The 18,216-nt window shown below is 66.9% G+C and carries 17 protein-coding genes; 4 read left to right on the top strand and 13 right to left on the bottom strand.

The window, feature by feature from the left end:
* Nucleotides 1-4: 4 nt before the first annotated feature.
* From ACQY76_RS02665 to ACQY76_RS02655, 3 genes are read right to left on the bottom strand one after another with little or no spacing between them, the layout of a single operon-like run.
* Complete coding sequence (locus ACQY76_RS02665; RefSeq protein ID WP_428031379.1) at nt 5-1,117, bottom strand: C4-dicarboxylate ABC transporter; 1,113 nt, start codon at nt 1,115-1,117, stop codon at nt 5-7.
* Nucleotides 1,118-1,158: 41 nt separating this feature from the next.
* Entirely contained in the window at nt 1,159-2,496 is a 1,338-nt protein-coding gene (locus ACQY76_RS02660) for a TRAP transporter large permease (protein WP_428031378.1), read from the bottom strand.
* On the bottom strand, nt 2,496-3,038 hold the full coding sequence (locus ACQY76_RS02655; protein WP_428031377.1) for a TRAP transporter small permease subunit: 543 nt from the start codon (nt 3,036-3,038) through the stop codon (nt 2,496-2,498). The genes ACQY76_RS02660 and ACQY76_RS02655 overlap by 1 nt, the downstream gene beginning before the upstream one ends.
* Before the next feature lie 548 nt (nt 3,039-3,586).
* Between ACQY76_RS02655 and ACQY76_RS02650 the strand changes: the two genes are divergently transcribed.
* Nucleotides 3,587-4,366, top strand: coding sequence for a DeoR/GlpR family DNA-binding transcription regulator (locus ACQY76_RS02650; protein ID WP_428031376.1), 780 nt, complete (start codon nt 3,587-3,589; stop codon nt 4,364-4,366).
* Nucleotides 4,367-4,388: 22 nt separating this feature from the next.
* Here ACQY76_RS02650 and ACQY76_RS02645 read toward each other — a convergent pair whose 3' ends face one another.
* The 9 genes from ACQY76_RS02645 to ACQY76_RS02605 all read right to left on the bottom strand — a co-directional run bounded on the left by ACQY76_RS02645 (nt 4,389) and on the right by ACQY76_RS02605 (nt 14,054).
* Nucleotides 4,389-5,621 carry an HlyD family secretion protein gene (locus tag ACQY76_RS02645; RefSeq protein WP_428031375.1) on the bottom strand — a complete coding sequence of 411 codons (1,233 nt, stop codon included), beginning with the start codon at nt 5,619-5,621 and terminating at the stop codon, nt 4,389-4,391.
* A complete protein-coding gene (locus ACQY76_RS02640; RefSeq protein ID WP_428031374.1) occupies nt 5,614-6,039 on the bottom strand; it encodes a hypothetical protein in 426 nt (141 codons plus the stop codon). The genes ACQY76_RS02645 and ACQY76_RS02640 overlap by 8 nt, the downstream gene beginning before the upstream one ends.
* 84 nt (nt 6,040-6,123) lie before the next feature.
* Nucleotides 6,124-6,627 carry a hypothetical protein gene (locus tag ACQY76_RS02635; protein ID WP_428031373.1) on the bottom strand — a complete coding sequence of 168 codons (504 nt, stop codon included), beginning with the start codon at nt 6,625-6,627 and terminating at the stop codon, nt 6,124-6,126.
* A gap of 52 nt (nt 6,628-6,679) precedes the next feature.
* On the bottom strand, nt 6,680-7,480 hold the full coding sequence (gene ppk2, locus ACQY76_RS02630; protein ID WP_428031372.1) for a polyphosphate kinase 2: 801 nt from the start codon (nt 7,478-7,480) through the stop codon (nt 6,680-6,682).
* Between the two features lie 164 nt (nt 7,481-7,644).
* On the bottom strand, nt 7,645-9,246 hold the full coding sequence (locus tag ACQY76_RS02625) for a hypothetical protein (protein ID WP_428031371.1): 1,602 nt from the start codon (nt 9,244-9,246) through the stop codon (nt 7,645-7,647).
* Nucleotides 9,243-10,010 carry a J domain-containing protein gene (locus ACQY76_RS02620; protein ID WP_428031370.1) on the bottom strand — a complete coding sequence of 256 codons (768 nt, stop codon included), beginning with the start codon at nt 10,008-10,010 and terminating at the stop codon, nt 9,243-9,245. The genes ACQY76_RS02625 and ACQY76_RS02620 overlap by 4 nt, the downstream gene beginning before the upstream one ends.
* A 2-nt stretch (nt 10,011-10,012) precedes the next feature.
* Nucleotides 10,013-12,385, bottom strand: coding sequence for a GumC family protein (locus ACQY76_RS02615; protein WP_428031369.1), 2,373 nt, complete (start codon nt 12,383-12,385; stop codon nt 10,013-10,015).
* A 51-nt stretch (nt 12,386-12,436) separates the two neighbouring features.
* Nucleotides 12,437-13,234 carry a polysaccharide biosynthesis/export family protein gene (locus ACQY76_RS02610; RefSeq protein WP_428031368.1) on the bottom strand — a complete coding sequence of 266 codons (798 nt, stop codon included), beginning with the start codon at nt 13,232-13,234 and terminating at the stop codon, nt 12,437-12,439.
* A complete protein-coding gene (locus ACQY76_RS02605) occupies nt 13,203-14,054 on the bottom strand; it encodes a tyrosine-protein phosphatase (RefSeq protein WP_428031367.1) in 852 nt (283 codons plus the stop codon). The genes ACQY76_RS02610 and ACQY76_RS02605 overlap by 32 nt, the downstream gene beginning before the upstream one ends.
* A 411-nt stretch (nt 14,055-14,465) precedes the next feature.
* Here ACQY76_RS02605 and ACQY76_RS02600 point away from each other — a divergent pair, with 411 nt between their 5' ends.
* The 3 genes from ACQY76_RS02600 to ACQY76_RS02590 all read left to right on the top strand — a co-directional run bounded on the left by ACQY76_RS02600 (nt 14,466) and on the right by ACQY76_RS02590 (nt 16,969).
* Complete coding sequence (locus ACQY76_RS02600) at nt 14,466-14,882, top strand: hypothetical protein (RefSeq protein WP_428031366.1); 417 nt, start codon at nt 14,466-14,468, stop codon at nt 14,880-14,882.
* A gap of 126 nt (nt 14,883-15,008) precedes the next feature.
* Nucleotides 15,009-16,322, top strand: a complete 1,314-nt coding sequence (locus tag ACQY76_RS02595; RefSeq protein ID WP_428031365.1) for an O-antigen ligase family protein — start codon at nt 15,009-15,011, stop codon at nt 16,320-16,322.
* A gap of 65 nt (nt 16,323-16,387) precedes the next feature.
* Nucleotides 16,388-16,969 carry a sugar transferase gene (locus ACQY76_RS02590; RefSeq protein ID WP_428031364.1) on the top strand — a complete coding sequence of 194 codons (582 nt, stop codon included), beginning with the start codon at nt 16,388-16,390 and terminating at the stop codon, nt 16,967-16,969.
* On the opposite strand, the gene ACQY76_RS02585 is transcribed toward ACQY76_RS02590, so the two are convergent.
* Nucleotides 16,956-17,864, bottom strand: a complete 909-nt coding sequence (locus tag ACQY76_RS02585) for an NAD-dependent epimerase/dehydratase family protein (RefSeq protein ID WP_428031363.1) — start codon at nt 17,862-17,864, stop codon at nt 16,956-16,958. The two genes, ACQY76_RS02590 and ACQY76_RS02585, sit on opposite strands and share 14 nt — an antisense overlap.
* Between the last annotated feature and the right edge of the window lie 352 nt (nt 17,865-18,216).

Raw genomic sequence — 18,216 nt, 5'->3', positions numbered from 1 at the left:
TAGATCAGCGATAGGGGTAGCCCGCCTTCTGCATGGTCTCGTCATACTTCTTGAAGGCTTCGACGACCCGGCCCGCGCGCGGGCTGGCGGCAGCGGTCTCGTCCCAGAAGCCCTTGGAATCGGCAACCACCTTCGACCAATCCTCGGGCGGCAGGGCGGTGAGCTCCATCTTCTGGCCTTCGACGCGCAGCTTGGCCTCGCCGCCCCAGTACCAGACGTCGCGGTAATAATGCGACTGGTCGATGCTCATCAGGAACAGTTCCTTCAGATGCGGCGGCACCTTCGCCCAGCTCGGCGAATTGGCGAAGTAGCTGCCGAACCAGGCGCCGGTGACCGAGTTGGTCAGCGCGTAGTTGCACACATCCGCCCAGCCAACCTCATAGGCCTCGGTGAAGCCGCACCAGGCGACGCCGTCGAGCTCGCCGGTCTGCAGCGCCACTTCGACGTTGTCCCACGGGATGGTGACGGGCACGAGGCCATATTTCGAGAGGAACTTGCCGGCGGTGGGCACACCGAAGACGCGCAGGCCGGCCATGTCGGCCAGGCTCTTGATCGGCTTGCTGACGGTGAAGATGTGCAGCGGGTCCCAGGCGCCGGTGGAGAGCCAGGTGACGTTCGGCACGTCGGCATAGGCCTCTTCCCAGATTTCCTTGAGGCCGTAATAGCGGAACAGTGCCGGCACATCGAGGCTGTAGCGGGTGGCGAAGGGGAAGTAGCCGCCGAACACCGCGATATCGACGGGCGAGGCCATCGTCGCTTCGTCCGACTGCACGGCGTCGAGCGTGCCGGACTGCAGGGCGCGGAACAGGTCCGAGGTCGGGACCAGCTGGTCGGCGTAGTAAAGCTCGATCTCCATCGCGCCATTCGCCGCCGCGTTGAAGGCGTCGATCTGCGGCTTGATGACATGGGCGCCGAGCGGGGCGCCGGAATAGGTCTGCAGGCGCCACTTGATGGTTCCGGCCTGGGCGATGACGGCGGGCGCCGCCAGCGTCGTGGTCGCCAGCGCGGCGCCGGTGCCCAGCGCCGCCTTGCCGAGGAAGCTGCGCCGGGTGGCGAGGATGCGATCGGCGGCGGGGTCGATCTTCTTGGTGACGGGCTTCTTGGTGTCGTCGGTCATCTGGTTCTCCTCTGGAGGGGGAAAGGTGTCGGCTGTTGCGATCAGCCTTTGACTTTCATGTGCTCGGGCAGCCAGAGCGCGATCTGCGGGAAGACCATCAGGATGATGATGGTGAACATCATGATCGCGGCGAACGGCCAGATCGACTTGTAGATGTCGAGCAGCGAGATCTCCTTCGGCGCCAGTGAGCGCATCAGGAACAGATTGTAGCCGAAGGGTGGGGTGATGTAGGCGATCTGACAGGTAATCGTGTACAGGATGCCGTACCAGATCAACTGGTTGTCGAAGCCGAGATCGAGCGCCTTCACCAGCGGGATGTACAGCGGCGCCACGATGACCAGCATCGCCGTGTCGTCGAGGAACATGCCCATCAGGATGAAGCTGAGCTGCATCATGATGATGATGGTCCAGGGATTGAGGTCCCACTGCTTGACGAACAGGAACTCGATCGCCTTCACCGCGCCGAGCCCGTCGAACACCGTGCCGAAGGCAAGCGCGGCGAGGATGAGCCACATGAACATGCAGGACACGTTCAGCGTCTTCAGCGCGGTGTCGCGCAGCACCGGCCAGTTCAAACGTCGCTTGGCGAGGGCCGCCAACGTGGCCGTTGTGGCGCCCACCGCCGAACTCTCGACCAGGCTCGTGACGCCGAAGACGAACAGGCCGGTCATGAAGAAGAAGATGGCGAAGGGGATGATGCCCGCCCGCGCCAGCGCCAGCTTCTCGCGCAGCGGCATGTTCAGCTCTTCATCCGTCAGCGCGGGCGCGAGCTTCGGGTTCAGCTTCACCCGGACATAGATGTAGAGGATGAACAGCGCCGCCATGAGCAGGCCGGGGCCGACGCCGGCGAACCACAGCTTGGAGACCGGCTGGCGGGCGATCATGCCGTAAAGCACCAGCACCACCGAGGGCGGGATCAGGATGCCGAGCGAGGAGCCACCCTGGATGACGCCCGAGATCAGTACCTTGTCATAACCGCGGCGGATCATTTCCGGCAGGGCGATGGTGGCGCCGATCGCCATCCCGGCCACGGAGAGGCCGTTCATCGCCGAGATGATGACCATCAGGAAGATGGTGCCGATGGCGAGGCCGCCGGTGAAGCGGCCGAACCAGACATGCAGCGCTCGGTACAGATCCTCCGCGATCCCGGATTCCGCGAGGATGTAGCCCATGTAGATGAACATGGGCAGGGTCAGCATCGCGTACCAGTTGAACAGCTTGAAGACCTGATTGAACGGCAGGTCCATGGCGCCGGGGCCATAGAGCAGCAGCGCGGCGGCGGAGGCGACGAAGCCGATGCCGGCGAAGACGAGCTGTCCGCTGATGAGCGCCAGAACCATCGACGCGAACATCAGCAGCGCGATCATCTCATAGCTCATCAGAGCTTCTCCCCGCGCAGCGTGGCGATGTGCTTGAAGACGAGGGAGAAGGCCTGCATCAGCATCAGCACGAGACAGGCGGTGAGCAGCGCCTTGATCGGGATCACCGAGGGGTTCCAGATGGAGAACCGCTTCTCATTGGTGGCGATGGCGTATTGCAGGCTGGAGATCGAGCCGATGAGCAGCACGACGAGGTAGAAGATCAGGCACCAGACGGTGACGAGGTCGATCTTGGCCTTGCCGCGCTCGGAAAGCGTTGCGTACCAGAGGTCCATGCGCACATGTTCGCCATTGCGCAGCGTGAACGGCCCGCCCATGAAGTAATAGGCCACCAGCATGAACTGGGTCAGTTCCACCGCCCAGTGCACCGGCATCTTGATCAGGTTGCGGGTGACAGCATCGAACATCAGCACGCCGCCCATGGCGAAAACGAGCGACGCCGCGAGATAGCCGACATAGTCCGATATCTTGTCGATCACGCGGACATAGGCGGCGATGACCCGCCAGCCGCCCCCGTGCTGCTTCACCCCTTGAACGCTCACTCTGTCGCTCCTCTGCCTGCCAGGACCGGACGCCTTGCTTGGTCGCGGGCACATATGACGCGCTCGGGATGCGGAAGCCTTGAACGGAAAGGCCGTGCCGGCACCACGTCATCGCGCCATGTAAAGGGCCGCAGCAACCTGTGCGGCCAGCCGGGACTAGGCGCCCGACGGTCGAAAACCCGACATGATCAAACCCCTTGCGCACCGCATTGCACTATTGTTGTGCTTGCTTGATTTTTCCGCTCTTGCGATCAATGTACCGCTTTCCTGAGGGAAGGGAAGCCCGAATTTTGACCTAATTGCCCGTTTGGTCAGCGGATCTCCGGTATTTATGTCCGCACAGGCTGGATTTGGCCGCCAATGATGCCCGAATAAAGATCGTGCGCGTGTTTGCGCTGGAGTATGCCGGGCAATTCGGTCATTTGTAGCCGTATTGACCGACTCCTTCCGCCGGCGTAACCGGTTCTGTCGCTTCCTGCCTGGACGGTGCGAGCCGGCGGTGGGCGGCGCGAGGCGGCCCGGAGCGGCGGGATCGCTGGGGGACACGCGTGCCACTCTCCTCGCGCCATGAGGACATCATTTCCCTGCTCGCCGCAGCCGGTGAGCTGACGGTCGAGGATTTGGCCGAGCGCCTCGGCGTGTCGCGCGAGACGGTGCGGCGCGATCTGGCCCGGCTGGAAGGCGGGGGGCACCTGCGCCGCTACCATGGCGGCGCGCGCCTGCTTTCCCACGCCGGCGGGGAAGCGGAGATGGAATGGCCCTTCGCCCAGCGCATGGTGCAGAACGCGGCAGGCAAGAAGCGCATCGCGCTGGCGGCACGCGAACTGTTTCAGCCGGAGGATTCGCTGTTCATCGACACCGGCAGCACCACCATCGCCTTCGCCGAGGCGCTGGCCGCCCGCGCCTCGCTGGTGGCGATCACCAATGCGCCACGCATCGCCGCGACGCTGGCGGCCAACCACAGCCACAAGGTGTTTCTGCTCGGCGGGGCCTATGGCGCCGATGCCGGCGAAAGCCTCGGCCCGCTGGCGCTGGAGCAGATCGGCAAGTTCCGCGCCCGCCACGCGGTGCTGACCATCGGCGCCATCGACGCCCACAGCGTCATGGATTTCGACCTGCAGGAGGCCGAGGTCGCGAAGGCGATGATCGAGCGGGCGGACCGCGTCACCGTGCTGGCCGACCACAGCAAGTTCGACCGCCGCGCGGTATTCGAGCTCGCCCCGCTGGCGCGCATCCACCGCCTGGTGACCGACGTGCCGCCCCCCGAGCCGATACGGCGGGCGCTCGACGCGGCCTGCGTCGAGCTGATCGTGGCCGACCGCGGCTGAGCGTTTCCCCGGGCGGGCGCCGTCAATGCCCGCCGAACACCAGCGTCTGCACCGGCAGGATCAGCGCCTGGACGCGCAGCAGCAGCGCGTGTACCAGCGCCACCGCGTCGACGCCGTGAAGATAGAGCCCGCGCAGCGTGCCCACCTCGCCCGACGCGATCAGCGCGTGATTGCTGGAATAGGCGTTGGCGACGCAGCTCGACCCCGGCGGCACGCCGTCCAGCCCGCCATCGTAAAGCGGTTCGAGGAAGACGGTGAGGGTGCCCGGCGCGCCGACCTGCTGGGCATCGACGAGCTGTTCGGTAGCCCGCAGCTGGCCGGCGGCGATCACCTCCTGCACGCTGGTGACCACCATGGGAATGATGACGAAGGGCTTGGAGAAACAGGTGGCTTCCGCAACCATGCCCGGCTTCATCACCTGCGCCTCGATCTGGCCGAAGCCGGCGACCAGCCGCTCGCGCCCGGCATCGTCGGGAACCAGCACGCCGGCCGGACGCATCAGCGGATTGACCAGATCGCCGACGCGCAGCCCGAACTGTTCGACACGGCCGGAAACGCCGGCGCGGATGATGGTCTTTGCCAACTGCACCTCGGCCTCGGCGAGGGCGGCCTCGGCGCTCGCCTTCTGCGCCGGAAGCAGCGTTTCCAGCCGGATATGCGCGCCCTGCCGCGCGGCAATTGCCGCCGCCACCGCGCCCGCGCGGCCGTCCACCACGTTCTGCAGCCGCTCCAGCTCGCGGCGCGCCACCACATCGGCATTGCGGGTGTTCAGTTCCGACTTGGTGGCCAGCTCGTCGCGCGCCTGCTGAAGCGCTTCCTCGGCCTGGGTGACCTGCGCATCGGCGGACGCCACCTCGGTGCGCGCGACCGCCATCGACGCATCGGTCTCGGTGATGCGCCGGCGGGCCGTCTCGGCCGCCGCCTTCTGCGCGGCGTCGTCGAGGGTGAAGATCGGCTGCCCCTTCTCGACATGATCGCTGATCGCGACATTGATCTGCGCCACGCGGCCGATGGTTTCCGGCACGATCGGCACCGTGCGGAAATAGGCCGTGACGTTGGTCGAGGAGGGGTGATTGTAGAAGATGATGGTGATCAGCGCCACCGTCAGCATGAGGCAGGCGGTGATGCCCCAGCGCAGCTCGTACCACACGGAATAGAGCGTGATCTCGCGGCCGAGGCGCTTGCCCTGCGCGTAGCGGCGATAGAGATAGTCCGGCAGGATCGTCAGCAGCGAGCAGAGGAGAAGCTCAAGCATCGGGGCGGCCCTCCGCCGGTGCCGGGTGGCCGGACTCCCGGCCGGGCGGCCTGTCGGCCGGCGGTTCGGCCGGCGGCAGGCCGGCGAGCTTTTCGGAAGCCCGGGCGATGCGGTTCAGCGGCGAGACGAAGTCCGGAAGATCGACAAAGGCCAGCAGCAGCGCCGCGACCCACAGCGCGTGGGCGTGGGTGAACAGCGCCAGCAGGCACAGCACCGCGACGATCTCGAATTGCAGCTTCTGGCCCTTATGCGCCAGCCGCTCGGGCAGCGAATGGATGTGCAGGAACAGCACGCCGGCCAGCAATACGCAGGCGACCAGGGCGACGGCGGCCACCATCATCAGCACGTCAGGCGTGCCGGGCGCGGTGATGAAGAAAGGCAGATGCTCGACGGCGGCGCTGTGCGGCAGCGGGGACATGCCGTTCTCCAGGACCTCACGCGACGACGGGCGTCGCTTGCCACGGTTTCATCGGCGAGAATCACTCCGCCGAACGGTGCCTTATTACTTCTTTCCCCAGGTGAGGAACATCCCCACATCGCCGGGCATGCCGTTCGGCCACTCCACGATCAGCGCCGAAAGCCCGTAGCCGCTGCCGCGCAGGCGATCCCGCCAGAGCTCATAGGCCTGGCGCGGCCGTCCGGTCAGCGTGTCGGGCCAGCTTGTCTCGGCATTGTTGACCGCCCGGCCATGGTCGCTGCACAGCGTGTTGGGGAAGCGCATCACCATGATCTCGGTCTCGCCGCGCTCGGCCGCGGCGCGCAGCTTGATCAGCAAGGATTCGGTGATCTCCTCCAGCTTCTTCGGTGTGAGATCGAGCGGCTGGGACAATGTCTTGGCGAGCTCGTCCTTGGCGTGGCGGGCGCGGTCCATCGCCTCCACCGCCTCGTTCATCTTCGCCATCGCGACCTTGTCCATGTAGCCGCGCAGGTCGGCGGCGGACATGAAGCTCTCGTCGCCGAGCCGGTGGTGCTCGTCGCCCGTCGGGGTTGCGCCGCTGTCGCTCATCGTGTCCTCCCTGGGTGTCTGCCGCCTGTGGCGGGTAGGCTTGGCGTCCGGTTCAGAACAGTTCAGGCACGTGGTGGCGCACGTCTTCAGGCTCCACATAGTCCTTTGGCTTCTGCCGCTTCGGCAGGGTGATCTTGTCGCGCTTCAGCGCCTCATAGGGCACTTTCGAGAGCAGATGGGTGATGATGTTCAGTCGCGCGCGCTTCTTGTCGTTGGAATCGACCACATACCAGGGCGCCCACGCGCTGTCCGAGGCCGCGAACATGGCGTCGCGGGCGCGGGAATAATCGTACCAGCGGCCATAGGATTTCAGGTCCATGCCGGAGAGCTTCCAGATCTTGCGCGGATCGTGGATGCGCTGCTCGATACGCCGCGTCTGCTCCTCCGGGCTGACCTCCAGCCAGTATTTCAGCAGGATGATGCCGGAATCGATAATCGCCTTTTCGACGGCGGAGATGCTGTCGAGGAATTTGTCGGCCTGCGCCTCCGTGCAGAAGCCCATCACCCGCTCGACACCGGCCCGGTTGTACCAGGAGCGGTCGAAGATCACGACCTCGCCCGCCGCCGGCAGATGCGGCAGGTAGCGCTGGGAGAACATCTGCGATTTCTCCCGCTCGGTCGGTGCCGGCAGGGCGACGACACGAAACACGCGGGGGCTGACGCGCTCGGTGATGGCTTTGATGACGCCGCCCTTGCCGGCGCCGTCGCGTCCCTCGAACAGGACGCAGATCTTGGCGCCGCTGTCCTTCGCCCATTCCTGCAGAGCGACGAGTTCGCCATGCAGGCGCTTGAGTTCTTTCTCGTAGTCCTTACGGGGAAACGTGCCGGATCTGTCGCGGTTTGACGTCGCCATGGCCTCGCCCCTCTTTAACGCGCAGAACCGAGCCGGTGCCCGCCGAACCCAGGCGCGGGCAATCGTCACTGCCCGCCTTCCACGCAGTCTCGCACCACTTCGACAACTTGCCCAGCGGGCAACCTAAGTATTTGGCAAGGTAATAAAATAGGCGTTCCGCCGGATCAGCCGCCCGAGGGCGTATCCGGCTCCATTGGCGTTATTTCCAGCGACTGGAACTGGATCTCGCCGGAGGCGAGCTGTTCGGAGGTCGAGCGGGAATCGTGGAACAGGCGCAGCCTCTGGGCGTCGCAGCGCCCATTGTCGGGAATGGTGACATCGAAGGAGAAGGGCCGCCACTCGCGAGGGGAACCGAGCAACTGGCTCGATTGGCCCACCGCCGGTGCGGCGGGATAGCACAGCACCTGCCAGACCATGCCGCGCTTGGAGGACATCAGCCCCTTCTGCTCGCCCGAGAAGCGGTAGGTGCCGGGGCGCAGGAAGATGACCTGCTCGATGGAGCCCAGTTTCACCCGGCCGACGCCGAAGCGGATGCGGAGGACCCGGCCGGCGGCCTCGTCGCTGCGCCGCTGCAGGTAGATGAACGCGTTCATCGAGCGCGGCACGTTCCAGTTGAACGGCAGGGCGCTGGGGTCCCGCGAGAAATCGAGATTGTTGATCGGGCGGACCTTGAGGAGTTCGTCTTCCGGCAGCATTTGCAGCCAGATATTGTAGGCGCCGTCGGCCCGCTTCTCCGTCGCCATGCGCGCGCGCAACAGCGGCACGAGTTCAACTTCACTGGGCCCGGCGCCCGCCTGTTTGAGCATCTGGAAAAGGGTGAGCGGCGCGTCCGATGCGGCGAGCTGGTTGCTCATGGTGCGCAGGAACAGCCCGCGCCAGCTCGGCTGCTCGACGAGCGCGTCGACCAGCGCCGTGCGGCCTTCCGGTGTCAGCGACAGCGAGCTGAGATAGCTGAGCGTGTACTGGTTCAGCGCCGGCCGGGTGCGCAGCAGCACATTGGCCATCCGCACGACGCCGGCATAATCGCGGCGCTCATAGTCCTGATGCATGAGCCAGAAGGCTGCGACCGTCTCGCGGCGCGAGCGCGCCACCGCCTCCAGCATCGCCTGGCGGCTAGTGGCGAGATCCTCCGACGTGTCGCCGAGCAGCCGCCACGCAGCAGCGTCGAGCGGTGCGCGCGCGAGGATGCGCAGGGCGAGATCGCGGATGGCGGCGCGCAGGGCGGGCATGTCTTCCGGGGCCGGCGGGGCAGGCTGGGAGGTGTCGGCGGCGCTCTCCGTCTCAGTGGCTGTTTCCGTATCCGGCCGGGCCAGCGAGGCAGCGTGCGCGCGCTCCTCCTTGGAGAGGGCGTCCGTCTCGCCGGGGGGCGCCGGCGCTCCCGCGTCATCGGCGTCCTCGGCGGCGCCGGCCGTTGCGGCAGCGGCCCGTGCGGCGGCCTGCTCGGCACGCGCTGCCGCTTCTTCCTCCGCCTGCGCGGTGGCGGCCGTGAGTCTCAGACGTTGCTCGCGCGCCAGTGCCAGCAGGGCCCGGGGATGTTCGGGATGCAGCGTCAGCGCCAGGTCGGGGCGGCGCTCGGCGAGGGCCAGCGGCAGCGAGGTGGTGGCGATGAGGGCGACCAGGAGCACCGCCCCCGCGCCGATCCCGGCGCATCGCCAGGGATGCACGATGGCCGCCAGACGCAGAGTGCGCAGCCAGATCAGGCGCGGCCGCCGTTCGGGAGGACGGCGACGCGGCTTCCGTACCCGCTCGCGCGGAGCGTCGGTCATCGCCGTCTCCAGATGAAGCCCCACAGGCGCACCCAGAAGGACGCGCCCTCGATCTTGCTGACACGCAGCGCCAGCGGCCGCCGGCGGGCGGCCGCGCCACTATTGAAACGCAGCTTCGCCGCGCCGGCCATTGCCGCTGGCTTGCCCGCTCCGGATGCGGGCGGGGACCTGCCGGGATTGCCTTTGCCGGCGCTGCCTTTGGCAGCACCGCGCGGGACGGTTGAAGTGCGTGCGGGGGATGTGGCGAAAGACGCACCGCCCGGCCGGCTCTGGCGCGCCATCGGCCCGGGGGCGCCGCGTGCCGGCGAGGCCTGCGGCGGCTGCGGGTGGCGCACCTCATAGGCGCTGCGGCGCTCGTCTGTCTTCAGGTCTTCCCAAGCGCGAGAGACCCGCGCGGTGAACACTTCGCGGTCGAGCGGGCCGCTGCGCAGCGACTGCAGATCGGGGTGCAGCCAGCGCATGAGCAGCGCCATATTGTGGCGCAGTTCCTCATGCGTGGCGCTGCGGCGCGTTCCCAGCACACGGTAGCTGTCGGCATCGTGGAACAGCATGGCCTGCTCGACGAAGAAGCCGGCCGCCTGGCGGAGCGTGTCGCGCCCGATGCCACTGCGCCGCTCGGCCGCGGCAAGAGCGGCCTCGTCGCCAACGGCGACCGCCAGCACCATGGCGGTGCCCTGCGGCAAGGCGATGTGCGGCATACGGCGCGCCGAGACCGGGTCCTTGAACAGGGCAAGCGCGGCGTCGAGCGCGTCGTGCTCCGCCATGGTCACGCCGCTTCGGACTGGTTCGTCTTGGAGTCGCGACGGCCAAATTTCGGCAGCAGCGCCTTCACCCCGCTCAGGCCGCCGCCCTTGCCGTCGACACTGCCGGTGTCGGTGCCCTGGCCGTAATCGTAGCCATAGCCGTAGCCATACCCATAGCCATAGCCGTAATGCGCGCTGCGGGTATCGAATTTGGTCAGCACCACGCCGATGGTGACGGCGCGGGCGATCTGCAGCCGGCGCAGCGCGTTGCGGGCGATGGCGCGGCGGCCATCACCCGAGCCGGTGACGAAGATGGTGGCCTGCGCGGCGGCGCCGAGGAGCTGTGCGTCGGCGATGCTGAGCATGGGCGGGCTGTCGAAGATGATCAGGTCGTAGATCTCCAGCCCCACCGAGATGAGCGAGAACACATGGGTTCCGCCCAGGATCTCGGCCGCGTTGGGCGGCAGCGGGCCGGAGGCCAGGAAGTCGAGCGTCGCCAGGTCGGTCGCCTGCACCACGTCGTGCAGGGTCGACATGCCGGTCAGGCAATTGGTCAGGCCGACGGAGTTGTCGTAGCCGAGCTTGGTGTGGACCGAGGGGCGGCGCAGGTCGGCGTCGATCAGCAGCACGCGCTTGCCGGTGATGGCGTAATGGCGGGCGAGCGCAATGGCGGTGCTCGACTTGCCCTCGGAGGCCCCCGCGCTGGTGACCACCAGCGTGCGCGGCAGGCCGGTCTCGGTCGAGAACTGCAGCGATGTGGCGAGCGAGCGATAGGCCTCGGCGACGGCGGAGCGCGGGTCGGCAAGCTCGGCGACAATGCCCTTCGGGAACTGCGCCCGGGGTACGATGCCGAGGATCGGCAGGCCAGTCGCCTTCTCGGCATCCTCCGGGGTGCGGATGCGGTCGTCGAGCAGTTCGATGAGGCTGGCCGCGCCGAAGCCGCAGACGAGGCCCAGCATCAGCCCGCCGGCGAGCAGCAGCATAGTGCGCGGGTGAGACGGCCCGCGCGGGGGGATGGCCCGGTCGACAATGAAGACGTTGTTGGTGCCGACGCCGCTGGCCACGTCGACTTCCTTAAAGCGCTGCAGCAGGTCGTTATAGAGGTTGCGGTTGGAATCGACCTCGCGCTGGAGGATGCCGTACTGGATGCTCTTGCGCTGGAGCGTCAGCACCTCGCCGCGCAGTTCCTCGATGCGCTGGCGCATCTGCCCTTCCTGGGCAGCCGAGGATTGATACGCCGCCCGCAGTGAATTGCGGATGGTCGAGACTTCGGTGGCGAGCTGGCGGTCGATCTCGGCGATCTTGTTGGAGATCTCCACCATGGCGGGATAGCCGGGCTTGAAGGTTTCCAGCCCTTCCTCGTAGTCGCGCCTCAACTCGTTGCGCTGCGTGCGCAGGCCGTCGATCACGTTATTGGTGAGCAATTGCGGCAGGTTGATCGCCGAGGAGGCCTCGACCTGCTTCCAGCTTTCCTCGTCGCGAATGCGGGTGGAGATGAGCTGGCCGAGCGCCGTGTTGGCGGCGGCGAGATTGCTTTCGGCGATCGAGACCTTGTCGTTGGTCTGGACCATGTTCTCGCGTTCGGCAAACGCCAGCATCGCCCGTTCGGAATCCTCCAGCCGCAGCTTCAACTGCTTGATCTGGTCTTCCAGAAAAACCTTGGCGTAGGAACTGGCCTCGAAGCGCTTGTCGAGATTGGAGGCGATATAGGCGTCGGCATAGGCATTGGCGATCGAGGCGGCGCGTGCGGGCGAGGTGTCCGTATAGGTGATGTCGACCAGCCGCGAGGATGCGACGGGTCGGATATCGACATCGCCCTTCACCCGCCCGACGCTGACGCGATGGTTGCGCTCCTGCAGCGCCGCGGGGTCGACGTCCTCCGGCGGCCCCGAGAACAGCCCGAAAATGCTGCCGATCAGCCCCGGAGAAGAGGTCGTGAATTCGGGGCTCTGGTCGAGCGCCAGCGCCGCCACCACCCGTTCCGACATGGCGCGGCTCTTCAGCAGTTCGTACTGCGTCTTCTGAAATTCGGCGCCGCCCCGCTCGGTCGGCGCGGTGCCGCCGCCGTCGATGACCTTGCTGGCTTCATTGTCGATCTGGATGCGGACATTGGCCGTGTAGAGCGGCGTGGCGAGGAAGCTGTAGACCAAGGCGATAACCGCGAAGGCACCGGCCGTGCTGAGGATCAGGATGCGCCATTTCAGGGCAATGCCGATCACGTAGTGAATGGCGGCGGCGAGTTCGGATTCAGGCTGGGTGTCGACGCCGGCATAGGCGGCAGCGCCGTAGCCATAACCGTAGCTGTCGCGCCCGACCGGCAGGTTCCGGCTTTCCTGCGCCACCGGAAGGTTGCGGTCATTGCCGCCCGGCCGCCCGCCTTCAGCCCCCTCGCTCATCATCCGTCTCTGCTTCCTGTATGGCGCATGTCAGGCGTCGCCCCGGTTTGGCTACAACAGAACGAAAGCGTTGAGCAGGGGCACCGCGCGCAGAATGTAACCGAGGCCGACCTTGAGATCGGAAGAGGGCACGGTCACGATATCGCCGGCCTGAAGGTCGGGGTCGCTGGACTTCTGCGAGCGCAGGTCGGCGACGCTGAACTTTGCGACGGCGGTCTGGCCGTCGACGCGGCGGAAGACGAGGATCGTGCCTTCCGCGACTTCCTGCATGCCGCCCGCCATCGCCACCGACTGCAGGAGCGACATCGGGCCCTGCATGGGGAACACGCCCGGCTTGTTGACAGCGCCGTCCACCGTGATGCGGTGGCTGTTATATTCCTTCACCAGAACCGTGACCTGCGGGTTGCGCAGATAGTTGCCGCCGAGCTTGCCGGCGAGGTCCCTTTCGATCTCGCTGACCGTGCGGCCCGACGCCTGCACGTCGCCCACCAGCGGGAAGCTGAACTTGCCGCTCTCCGACACCTGCACGGTCTTGGAGAGGTCCTCGACCTTGAACACGGTGACGTTGAGCACATCGAGCGGGCCGACGCGGTAGCCGTCCGAGCCGGGCGTGCTGGCCGCTGTGACGGCGCTGACGGCGGCGGCCTCGCCGGCCGGCACGCGCTCGGCAACGGTGCTGACGGGAATTTGCGTGCCGCCCGGCGCGGGGGCTGCCGAACGGGTCGGCGCCGCCGTGCGCGAAGGCGCCTGTTCACCCGCGGCGGCATAGCTGGCGGCCGAAGCGGAAGGGGCGGAAGCCTGCGCCCCCGGTGGCGGCTTATCGCCCGAAGAGGCGACGCAACCGGCCAAGAAGATCGCTACTCCCGCCACCGCCAGAGCGATGCGCGCGGATATCGCCGCTTTCTTCCCGCCCAACCTCATCGAACCGTACCACCCCTGTAGGCGCGGACTCGGCCGGCGCCCTGTTCAAAACGATATCCCGTGGACGCTCGACAGTCATCCGCCTGGCTTCCACCGTCCCCACCAGCCGCTCGGCCGCGAGACGGCCCTCGGCAAGGTCTGGCGGGCGCTTGATCGTATCATGTGCATCGCTGGCGAGGATATGCACCATTCCCTCGCCGACCATCTTGTCCGCCCAGTACTTCGGCCGTCGGCCAAATCGGCCGGTGAGCGAACCGGAGGTAATCTGCATCCAGACGCCGCGCTCTGCCATGCGCTGAATCAAGGTGAATTTTTCTTCCACCCATTTCAAACGCTCCGGGTGGGTCAGTATTGGCACATAATTCGCCAAAAGAATGGTAAAGATCAACTCGTCGAGACGTGCCGGGGCAATGTTGTGCGGCGGCTCCACCAGCACATAGCGCGTATCCCCCAGCGTCAGCAGGCGCCCCTTGCGCAGTTCCTCGACAAATGCCGGCACCACGTGATTGTCGGCGCCGGGGATGAGGATCAGCGGCACGCCTGCCTCGTCCAGCGCCTGCTGGAGGTTGTCGACCGCCCGGCGGATCTGCGCGCCTTCATTGTGATAAACGCCCGGAAGAATATGCGGCGTGCAGGCGACGATCTCGACGCCCTGGGCGACATGCATTCTCGCCATCTCGATCGCGACGGCCATATCGGCGGCGCCGTCGTCAATACCAGGCAGAATATGGTTGTGCAGGTCAATCATCGGCCAAACGCGACGCGTGCGCCGCGCTGCCCCGACCGCAGCCGGATTGCGGTGTGGGGACGGGATACCTGTCGGGGAAAAGGCCCCCGCATGCGCACGACGATGCCATCGCCCTGCTTATAGGGGCCGGCCACGGTGCTGGCAACGGGGCGGCGAGGTTGATCGATGGATCGTTTGTACGCCGTCAAGTAAATGCTGTGACCTATCCTAGCGACAAAAATGAATTAACCATGTTTTACAATTATTTGACCGGAGAGGACGGGGCGCTTTGTTGCATTCGGGTCACGACGCGCGGGAAATGGCCGGTGGCGCCTGCGGGGTGGCCGGATTCTTTGATTCTCTGCGTTGCTACTGATAGTACAGCAGGAGACATGCGCAGCTCTCCGTGCCTGTTGAATAGTCGAGGGGCTCATGAATCGTTCGGTGTTGTTTGCCGCCGCTGCGGCGTTTTTTTCAGTTGGCACCGCAGGTGCGGCGCTTGCGGATGCCTGCCAGACGACGGGCACGCTTACGGAACTCGTGGGCACGGTGATGATCGACAAGGGGCAGGGGTTCGCCCCCGGCTTCGTCGGTGCCGCACTTAAGGGCGGCGACAAGGTTGCTGTGCAGGGGCCCGGCAGCGCCGTGGTCGATTTCGGCACCAACAGGACCGTTACCATCCCTGGCTCGACCACCGAGACGCTGCGCGTGCCCGGCTGCGGCCTGGTGATCGACACCACGACCGGCATGATCATCGGCACGGTCGCCGTCGGCGGCGGCATCGCGGCCGCCATCGCGCTTTCCGACAGCGGCAGCAACAAGACGATCTTCTTTCCGGTCAGTCCCTGACGGGGGCGCACGGCTCTGATCCTGAAGCCACATGGAGATCTGGGGCCGGCCTTTGTTGCGTCGGTCCTTCTGCTGTTCGCGAACGTCGTCCTCGGGGGGGCGACGCGTGCCGGCTACCTCTCGGACGTGCTGCTGCAGTTTTTCTCCGTGCCGTTTCTCGCGCTGGCCGCCTGGCTCTGGCTTGATCGGTTCGCGGCGCGAACCTTCCGCGGGCGGCTGAGCTTGGAGCTGGCCTGCGGCGCCGGGCTGGCGGTGATCGGGCTGCTCATCGCGCTCGCCCAGTTCATTCCGCTGTTCGGCTCCCCGGGTTGGCAGGGGCTCTCGGCCCGGCTCGCCGCCGGCGGTGGCGCTGCGCTGGATGGCGTATGGACCGGCAGTTCGTCGGTCGATCCCGCGGCCAGCCTTGCCGCCTTGCCCGCCATTCTCCCTCCGCTCGCCTTGTTTCTTCTGGTGGCGCTGCTGGACGAGGAACGGCGCCTGCGGTTCTCCGGCTGGGCGGTGGGCTTCGGTTTCATGGCTCTCGGCCTTGGCGTTCTCCAGGTGATGCAGGGGCCTGCCAGCGCCCTGCGCTTCTTCGAGATCAGCAATCGGGCGGAGTCGGTCGGTTTCTTCGCCAACCGCAACCACTTTGCCGCCCAGCTCTATGTCGCGTTCCTGCTCGGCGTCGGGTGGTTCGTCGGGCGAGGCGAGCGCGTACTGTCCCCCCGGACGCCGACGGCCCGCAAAGTGATCTGGCTCGCCGGCGCGTTCAGCCTGGCGCTGCTCCTTCTGGCGGGCCTCGCGCTTGCCCGCTCGCGCGCCGGCATTCTCCTGCTTCTGGTCGCGCTGGCGGGTGTGGTGACCATGGCGCCGTCGATCCTCGCCTTGCTGAGCGGCCGCGCGCCGAAGCCGCGCCGCGTGCGCAGCGTTGTCATCATCCTTGCGGCCGGCCTGGTGCTGCTGGTCGGCCAACTCGGTGCCGATCGCTTCCTCACACGCTTCGATGCGGGCATCGTCGACCGGCTGCGCACCATCCTTAACGAGAAGACGCTCCAGTCGGCGGTCGACGCGCTTCCCTTCGGCACGGGCCTTGGCACCTTCACCGCTGTTTTCCCCATCTACGAGGATGCGACCACGCTGGGCCCGCAATATGTCAACCGGGCGCATGATGATTGGGTGGAGTTCTTCCTTGAGACCGGCCTTGCCGGCGGGCTGCTGGTGACGGTCTTCCTCATCTGGTTCGCGGCGCGGGCCTATCGGATCTGGTTCGTCGCCGCGCCGCCGCGCGAGATGCGCCTGCGCGTTCTGCAGCAGTGCGCCTCGCTTGCCGTGCTGCTTCTGATGCTGCACTCCTTCGTCGACTATCCCCTGCGCACCGCCACCATGCTCGCCTATTTCGCCGCCTGCTGCGCGCTGATGATGCCGCAAGCCGCAAGGGTCGGGAGGCCGGATGAAAGCTGACCGGAGCCGCCTCGCTCTCGCCGGTCCTCATGCCCGCTGTCACCCGGGCAATGGGGGCCGCGCCTATGTCTGACTTCTATCCGCGCATCGGCAAACGCCTCCTCGACGTGCTGCTGGCTCTCGCCATCACGGTGCCGGCGGCGCTCGTCTGCCTCGTCTGCGTGTGCGTGATCCGCCTGGAGAGCGACGGCCCGGCCGTCTTCAGGCAGGTCAGGGTCGGCCGTGGGCGCCGTCACTTCATTCTCTACAAGCTGCGCACCATGGCCAAGGACACAGGAAACCTGCCCAGCCATGAGGTGTCGAAGGTCTCCATCACCCGCTTCGGTGCGGTGCTGCGCAAGACCAAGCTCGACGAGCTTCCGCAGCTGTTGAATGTCCTGCGCGGGGACATGAGCTTCGTCGGGCCTCGCCCGTGTCTGCCGAGCCAGCAGCTGCTGGTGGCTGAGCGCGAGAAACGCGGCGTCTACGCCGTCCGCCCGGGCATTACCGGCCCGGCGCAGATCGCCGGCATCGACATGTCGACGCCGGTCGAGCTTGCCGAGGCGGACAGCCACTACCTCGCCGCGATCAGCCTCGCGGCCGACATGGGCTTTCTTCTGAAGACCGCCGTGGGCAGCGGTCGCGGCGATGCGGTTACGCGGGCCTGAAGCCCTGCGGCAGGAAGGCAAGGCTTTCCGGCATCTGCTCGACCGGGCGCCAGCCAAAGGCGGCCTCAAGCTCCGTGGCCGGCGCCGTCTCCAGCCTGTCGACCACGCCGCGCACCAGATCGGCCCGGCCGATGGCGCGGCCGGCGGCACGCAGCAGGACCGGCGGCACTGGCAGCAGCATGGGCGTGCGGCCGAGGCTCGCGCCCATCATCAGGGCGAGATCGCGCGTCGCGACGCCCTGGCCGTCGGAAGGCTCGAAGATGCGCCCGGCGGCGGCCCGGCACCGCGCGGCATCCATGCCGGCCATCGTCACGATCAGCGATGAGAGGTTTCGCCGCGAGAGATAGGCGCGCGGGGCCCGCGCCGCGCCGAGCGGCAGGGGAAGTCCCTTGCCGACCAGTTTGGCCAACGCCGCGAAGCCGCCTTTGCAGCCCGGCCCGTAGACGGGGGGCAGGCGCAGGACGATGGTGCGGACATCGCTCGCCGCCAGAAGACGGTCCTCGATGGCGCGCTTGGATGATCCGTAGGGCGTGCGCGCGTCGCGGGCATAGACGCTGCTCGCCAGGATGATGGCTTCCACCTTCGCCTCGCGCGCCGCCTCGATCAGGGCGTCGCAGACGCGAAGGGCCTCTGCCGGGTCCCGCTCGCCATGGCGGGCGGGATCATCCGCGAGGTGGAGCACAAAGCGTGTGCCGGCGAGGGCAGATGCAAGGCGCGGCTGGTCGGCATAGCTGGGAAGGGTGACCCACGCGATCGCATCCGGCACCCAGTTCGGCCGTGCGCCGCGCGAGAGGGCGCGGCTGCCCAGCCCCTCGCGGGCGCAGGTTTCGAGCACACCGCGCGCGATGAATCCGCCGCTTCCCGTCGTCGTCAGCGCGACCCTGGCCTTTTCCATCCGACGCCTTTTCCTTCTGAAGCCGCACCGACGCCTCGGCGGGCCGGGGTCTGATCATAGCAACATGCGCGGCATCTTCATGCCCTTCGCGGCGCGCCATTAACGTTCTGGCGCGCGGCGCACCGGCCCGTCTCGCCGGGAGGCTACAGGGCACCGATGCCGTGCCCGGCGACGAAAGCGGGCCGTGGTCTGCTGCTGCCTCCGACCCTGGCGGTGAACATTGCCGGGACGAAAAAGGCAACGCGAGGACGGCCTTCCTCGGCACGTCGCCAAAGCGTTCATCGTACAGGGGTTGCAGGACAATCGCCGTTTGTCGGGGTGGCTTTTACCCGCGCCACTCCAGTAATGACCA

Source organism: Ancylobacter sp. (assembly GCF_965279025.1).
Taxonomy (GTDB): domain Bacteria; phylum Pseudomonadota; class Alphaproteobacteria; order Rhizobiales; family Xanthobacteraceae; genus Ancylobacter.
Note: the sequence above shows the minus strand (reverse complement) of the source record. Positions and strands in the feature narration are given on the sequence as shown.